This is a genomic window from Herbaspirillum sp. B65 (assembly GCF_000333555.1).
Classification (GTDB): Bacteria; Pseudomonadota; Gammaproteobacteria; order Burkholderiales; family Burkholderiaceae_D; genus Herbaspirillum; species Herbaspirillum rubrisubalbicans.
Genome location: NZ_BADI01000203.1, coordinates 1 through 5595 on the forward strand (window position 1 = coordinate 1; position 5595 = coordinate 5595).

The following is a 5595-nucleotide window of genomic DNA, read 5'->3' on the forward strand; positions in this document are numbered from 1 at the left end:
GCATCTGCTTCGCCTCGATGGCAGCTGATGTATCACTGCGACTCCATGGCCGGCAAGATCATGGTGTGCGACTACGATCCGGCCAGCGGCGCCGTCAGTGGCCAGCGCGTCTTTGCCGACCTGGCGCAGCAGCCGGGTGGACCGGACGGCTCCACGGTCGATGCCGAGGGTTATGTCTGGAACGCCCAGTGGGGCGGCTCGCGGGTGGTGCGCTTCGCTCCCGATGGCATGATCGACCGCATCATTGACTTGCCCACGGCGCAGCCTTCCTGCGTGGCCTTCGGCGGTGCGGCACTCGATACCCTGTTCGTGACCACGGCCCACGAAGGCATGTCAGCCCAACAGCGCGACCAGGATGCTTTGGCCGGTGCGGTGTTCGCGGTGCCTCAGGTGGGTGTGCGTGGCTTGCCGGAAGTGCGTTTCGCTGCCTAGTCGCAAAATTATTCAGGCTTGCCAACCGGGCGTGTCGTATCTGCGCCACGCCCGCTGTATGAGGATGGGAATGCCCAGCGCGGCCATATGCACCCGCAACTGGTGACGCCGGCCAGTGACCGGTTCGAGCTGATACAAACCCAGTTCCCCGCGCGCCTCCAGCAAGGAGATATGGGTCTCCGAATTGGGTGTGCCCTGGGCCTCGTGCATCTTGAAGAATTGTTCAGGTAGTTCTTCCACACGGCTACGATGCACCCGTGGTAGCTGGAGTTCCGGGCGCAGCGGGGCAATGGCTTCATATACCTTGAACATGGAGCGTTCCCGGAACATGGACTGGTACTTGCCCCGACTGGCGCGCTGGTGGGAAAAGACGATCACCCCGGCTGTCTCGCGGTCCAGGCGGTGGATGGGCACCAGATCTTGCAGGCCGGTGGCTTTCTTCAGACGTACCAGCAGGGTTTCCTGCACGAAGCGACCGGTCGGGATGACCGGCAGGAAATGCGGCTTGTCGGCCACCAGCAGGTGTTCATCAAGGTGCAGGATCTTTTCTTCGACCGGGATGCGTTCTTCGCCCTGCGGTAATTCGCGGTAGTAGAAAATGCAGTCGCCACTGCGGTAAGCCGAATCCGGGCGCAAGTCTTCGCCGCGCTGGTTGCGCACTTCCCCCCGCAACAGGCGCTCACGCCAGATCTCGGCCGGCACCGCCGTGAAGTGTTCGGCCAGGAAGGACAGCATGTCGCGCCACGGCCCCGGCTGCAACCAAAGATAACTGGGCGACAGACCATCGCGCATCGGCAGGGTCGGGGTCGGCCTCATGCGCCCTCCCCGCTGGCGGGCTTTCTGCGCGCAGCACGACGGCGCCAGGCGGCCACGCTGGCATTGGCCTCCAGATGCGCCAGCAGCCTGGTACGCTGGGCCTCGGTCAATGGCAGGCGCTCGATCAGGGCCGGCCATTGCGTCATGGCGCGCTCGACCGTCTCTACCAGCACGGCCTGTAGCCTGGGCTCGGGAATGCGCCACAGGTTGGCCAGCTGGCGCAGGATGGCCGGCGTCAACAATTGCTTGCCCTTCTGCCCCGGCACGAAGGCCAGGGCATGACCATCCCCGCCCACGTAGGCGGCATAGGCCACGATGTCATAGGCCGGCGACAGGGCGGCGGCTTGCGGGGTGTGATACAGCAGGCTGAAGTTCTTCAGATGGGCGTCGAAGTTGCCCAGCAATTCATTGACCTTGATGCGTCGCAGCAATTCAAAGACATCCTCCACGCCACGGCTACTGCGTTCGGCCAGCACCACGCCGACGGCGGCATAGGTGCCCACATACTTGGCCCCGGGCGCAGTACCGGTGACCTGGGCGAAGTCTTCCATGTGCAGCCGGCCGGTCGGGGTGGGTGCATCGCGGTCGAAGCGCTGCACCAGCAGGAAGCGGCTGGCATCGTTGCGCAAGCCGAATGGCAGGTGATCGGCAATGGCCGATAGCGGCTCCAGGCTGAAGCGACAGGTCTGCACGCCGGCCGCGGCGGCCAGCGTCAACGCGGCGAACTCGACCTGCGGCATGTTGAGGTAGTCGGTGGCCGGTAGCTTGGCGATGAAATGGCCGCCCTGGCTATCCTTGGAGCGCATCACGTAGCGTCCACCCGGCTCCTGCACCAGCGCCAGCTTGGGCTGCACGCCCGAGAGCGATTCCCCGCCCGGCACTGGCAACTGGCCCGAGCTCATCTCGTAGCTGTCATGGCCCTGCCCCAGCAAGCGGCCCAGCTCGCGCTCATCGAGCTCCTCGGCCAGGGCCGAGACGTCGCCCGGCAAGTCGCGCCCGCAATAGGCCAGCAGGCCGAATTCATCATCCGGCGCCAACCCGGCGCGCTGGATCAGGTGCTTGCGCAACTGCCCTTCCGGCAACAGGTTCTGGAAGAACGGCGGCAAGCCGCCCCGACCATCGCCGCGATTGGCCGCCAGTGTCGGGTCGAGCAACTGGGCCCGCGTGCGCTCTTCGGTACTGGCCAGGTAGAGCTGCGACAGTACCGGGCGCTGCGGTCCTTGCAAGGCGTAGGCATCGTCGAAACGGAAGTAGCAGCGCCCATCATCGAGGGCGAACAACGAGCCCACCTCGCAACGCCCCAGGCGGATGCGCAACGAACGCAACATGCTCATGCGCCACCTCCCGGCCCCATCAGCGCTTGCAGACGCTGCCCCAGCTCGGTCTGGCTGCCGTTGCCCTGGGTCTCGGCCGCGCGCAAGGGAGCGGCCTGGCGCGGCAGCAGCAGCAGGTCCAGGTCCAGTGTGTCGCACAAGGCCAGCAGCTTGACCAGCTCGATATTGCCGCGCCCGGTTTCCAGTGCCAGCAGGGTGTTGCGGTGCATCCCGGTCAGCTCCGCCAGGGCAATGGCGGTCAAGCCTCTTGCCTTGCGGGCGCTACGGATACGGTGGCCGATGTCTTGCAGATTGGTCATGACAAGATCCAATTAAATGGTTCTTTTTAGATATGACCATTGTATTAGGCATCACATCAAATGCAAGACCAATTTATTAGGCATTTTGTTTTTTGACCAATTTATTGTTATTTTTAAGATGGATGGCTGAATGAAACTTCAGCAAAATGATGGGCATAGACGAAAAAAACCGCAACCGGGCACGTGGCCGGCTGCGGTTTTCAAAGCCTGTGGAAGCGCTCAGGCGGTGGTGTTGACGTTGCGCCCGATATTCGGATTGGCCGGCAACGGCGGCAATGCCTGCAACACACCAACGGCAGCGGCAGCCTGGGTGTTCAATGCCTTCTTCAGCATCAGCACATTGACCGAGTCCGAAGTCTGCGCCGAAGCCATGTTGCTAGCCAGCGATGCGATTTGATTGACGTCCATGGATCACTCCTTTTGGGGAAACCGGACAACAAGGTGCGCCGCCCGGTGCTTCATTTACGGCATTGGACTCTGTTTCTTTACATCAATCAAGAAAATTTTCGAGATACAGACAATTCTATCCACAGAAACCTCGATGATCTTCGATTGATTGCAGATCAATAAGTACTGGAAACGGCTATTTACCCGAACAGGTATAGCCTGTTAGGATGTTTACCAATGAGAAACCGCTCGAATGGATTGCGAGCAGCTACAAGGATCTGATGGCGCTGCCTGCGGAGGTTCGTCAGCGTTTCGGCTTTGCCCTGTCGCTTGCCCAGATGGGGGAACGCGACGATACGGCCAAGGTCTTGAAAGGTTTCGGCGGTGCCGGGGTATTGGAAGTTGTCGAATACCAAATGGGCAATGCCTACCGCGCGGTCTATACGGTGAAATTCGAAGAAGCGGTGTTCGTGCTGCATTGCTTTCAGAAAAAGAGCAAAAGCGGCATCGCCACTCCACATACGGAGATGGACATCGTTCGGACACGTCTCAACGTGGCCGCAGCAAGAGCCGAGGAATTGAAACATGCAAAAAAGAATCGTTGAAGAAACCGAAGTCCTGCGCAGCACCAGCAACGTCTTCGCGGACCTGGGATTGCCACAGGCTGACAAGCTGCGCATCAAGACCGGGCTGGTGATCGAAATCCGCAAGGCCATGCGCGCCCTTGGACTTACCCAGCAAGCGGCGGCGCAGCGCATGGGGATTCCACAACCGAAGGTGTCGGGCATGATGCGCGGTGACTTCAGCAATCTTTCCGAGCGCAAGTTAATGGATTGTCTGAATCGACTGGGTTATGACATCGATATCCGGGTGTGCCCCGCTACCGCTACGGTAGGACAATTGAAGCTCACGGTCGTCTGAACCAAAGCCCCCAAAAAAATCGCCCCCCCCCAAGGGGTGCGATCGCACAGGCGCCAATGCGGCAAGCCCATGCCACCTAGACGATGGTATTGATGATGCGACCGATGTTCACATTGGCCGGTAAGCGCGCCACGGTCGCGGCCGCGCCGACCACGTCATCCATCGCCGTCCTGGCGACCTTGGCCAGGTCGATGCCCACCGACTGCGCCGCCTTGTCGGCCAACCAGGCCGTGGCCACACCGCTGGCCAGCGTTGCTAACTCCATATGTAACTCCTTGTCTGAAGGGCGCGAACCAGATGTCCGCCTGATCGTCCATGTTTCCCAATTCCTCCCAGCATGGTGGATCAGGCTTTACGTCATGGGTAAATGTGTTAGCGGCAGGCAGCGACGTCTCTTGACGGTGATTGCCCCATCCTTACCCGCTTTTGCATGTGTAAACCCAGGCCCGACGTTCAGCGCGGCGCTGGGGTACCGGGGGCCAGTTGCTCGTAGACCGAGCTGGCGATGCGCGAGAGTTCGGCACGGGGAATGCCGGCAGACAGCGCATATCCGAACTGGCCATCGATCCAGTAAAAGACGTTGACTTTGCCTTCCTGGGCGAAGCGGAAACCCGTGTCGCGGTTCTGTACCTGCTCATGCGAGACATACAAGGTCAGCCGCTGACCGGCTGCATCCTGATACATGAATTGCGCCACCGGTCCGCTCTGGCCCGGCAGCAGGCGACCGCCGATCAGGTCGTAACCCAGCGGGGCCAGCTTGGGGGCGCGCACGTTGGCGCCCAGGCGGCGCGAGAGCCAGGTCACCAGGGCTTGCTCCTGGTCGGCGCCGACTTCCACCGGCCGCCTGATGTCGGCGCTGAATACCGTATGCGCCACCGCCGCCTGGCGCGCCAGCAATACCGGGGGCGCGGCCTGCGCTCCCCGCGCCTTGGGGCTGTCGGCCAGGTCATGGGCAAGCCAGCCCCCCAGGCCACCGGCCAGCGTGAGCAATAGCATGGCCGCATGACGCCACCAGGACCAGTGATTGGTCGGCATTTCGTCACGACGTTGATCGGGGTCGCCGGAACCGGCCAGCACGGCGGCAGCCAGCCGGGGTGGCAGGGCTTCTTCCAGCACCGGATCGTAATGGGCGTGCAAAACGCGGTTCTGCGCCCGCCAGGCGCGCACGCATTGCAGATCGTCGGCGTGAGCCGGGTCCTGCTCCAGCCAGGCGGCAATCTCGCTGGCACGCGCCGCTGGCAACTGGCCGTCGGCATAGGCGTGCAATTGTTCTTCGGAAAGAGCCGGGGTCTTCATTTCACCACCTTCAGGGTCGAGCCGGCTTCGCCACGGCCACCGGGCCCATCCATCGACTGCCGCAGCCGCTCACGGGCCCGCGAGAGGCGCGACATCACGGGCCACCGGAA

Annotated in this window: 9 protein-coding genes; 3 read left to right on the top strand and 6 right to left on the bottom strand. The window is 62.2% G+C overall.

Features of this window, described 5'->3' with window-relative positions; genetic code table 11:
• A partial coding sequence (locus I5W_RS05125; RefSeq protein WP_044528437.1) for an SMP-30/gluconolactonase/LRE family protein occupies positions 1 to 432 on the top strand: 432 nt, incomplete at its 5' end.
• A gap of 12 nt (positions 433 to 444) precedes the next feature.
• Here the strand turns inward: I5W_RS05125 and I5W_RS05130 are convergent.
• The 4 genes from I5W_RS05130 to I5W_RS05145 form a co-directional block, all read right to left on the bottom strand.
• Positions 445 to 1248: a pseudouridine synthase gene (locus I5W_RS05130; RefSeq protein ID WP_252716907.1), complete on the bottom strand. Its 804-nt coding sequence runs from the start codon at positions 1246 to 1248 to the stop codon at positions 445 to 447.
• Positions 1245 to 2582, bottom strand: coding sequence for a type II toxin-antitoxin system HipA family toxin (locus tag I5W_RS05135; RefSeq protein ID WP_044528434.1), 1338 nt, complete (start codon positions 2580 to 2582; stop codon positions 1245 to 1247). The genes I5W_RS05130 and I5W_RS05135 overlap by 4 nt, the downstream gene beginning before the upstream one ends.
• Positions 2579 to 2881: a helix-turn-helix domain-containing protein gene (locus I5W_RS05140; protein WP_044528435.1), complete on the bottom strand. Its 303-nt coding sequence runs from the start codon at positions 2879 to 2881 to the stop codon at positions 2579 to 2581. The genes I5W_RS05135 and I5W_RS05140 overlap by 4 nt, the downstream gene beginning before the upstream one ends.
• A 219-nt stretch (positions 2882 to 3100) precedes the next feature.
• Positions 3101 to 3289 carry a YjfB family protein gene (locus I5W_RS05145; protein ID WP_017450288.1) on the bottom strand — a complete coding sequence of 63 codons (189 nt, stop codon included), beginning with the start codon at positions 3287 to 3289 and terminating at the stop codon, positions 3101 to 3103.
• 206 nt (positions 3290 to 3495) lie between these two features.
• On the opposite strand from I5W_RS05145, the gene I5W_RS05150 reads away from it, so the two are divergent.
• Entirely contained in the window at positions 3496 to 3873 is a 378-nt protein-coding gene (locus I5W_RS05150) for a type II toxin-antitoxin system RelE/ParE family toxin (RefSeq protein ID WP_017450287.1), read from the top strand.
• The gene (locus I5W_RS05155; protein WP_017450286.1) at positions 3854 to 4189 is read left to right on the top strand and encodes a helix-turn-helix domain-containing protein; all 336 of its coding nucleotides are present in this window, start codon (positions 3854 to 3856) and stop codon (positions 4187 to 4189) included. Before I5W_RS05150 ends, I5W_RS05155 begins: the two co-directional genes overlap by 20 nt.
• 76 nt (positions 4190 to 4265) lie before the next feature.
• Here I5W_RS05155 and I5W_RS05160 read toward each other — a convergent pair whose 3' ends face one another.
• Positions 4266 to 4454, bottom strand: coding sequence for a hypothetical protein (locus I5W_RS05160; protein WP_017450285.1), 189 nt, complete (start codon positions 4452 to 4454; stop codon positions 4266 to 4268).
• Between the two features lie 188 nt (positions 4455 to 4642).
• Positions 4643 to 5485, bottom strand: a complete 843-nt coding sequence (locus I5W_RS05165) for an anti-sigma factor family protein (RefSeq protein ID WP_044528436.1) — start codon at positions 5483 to 5485, stop codon at positions 4643 to 4645.
• Positions 5486 to 5595: the final 110 nt, after the last annotated feature.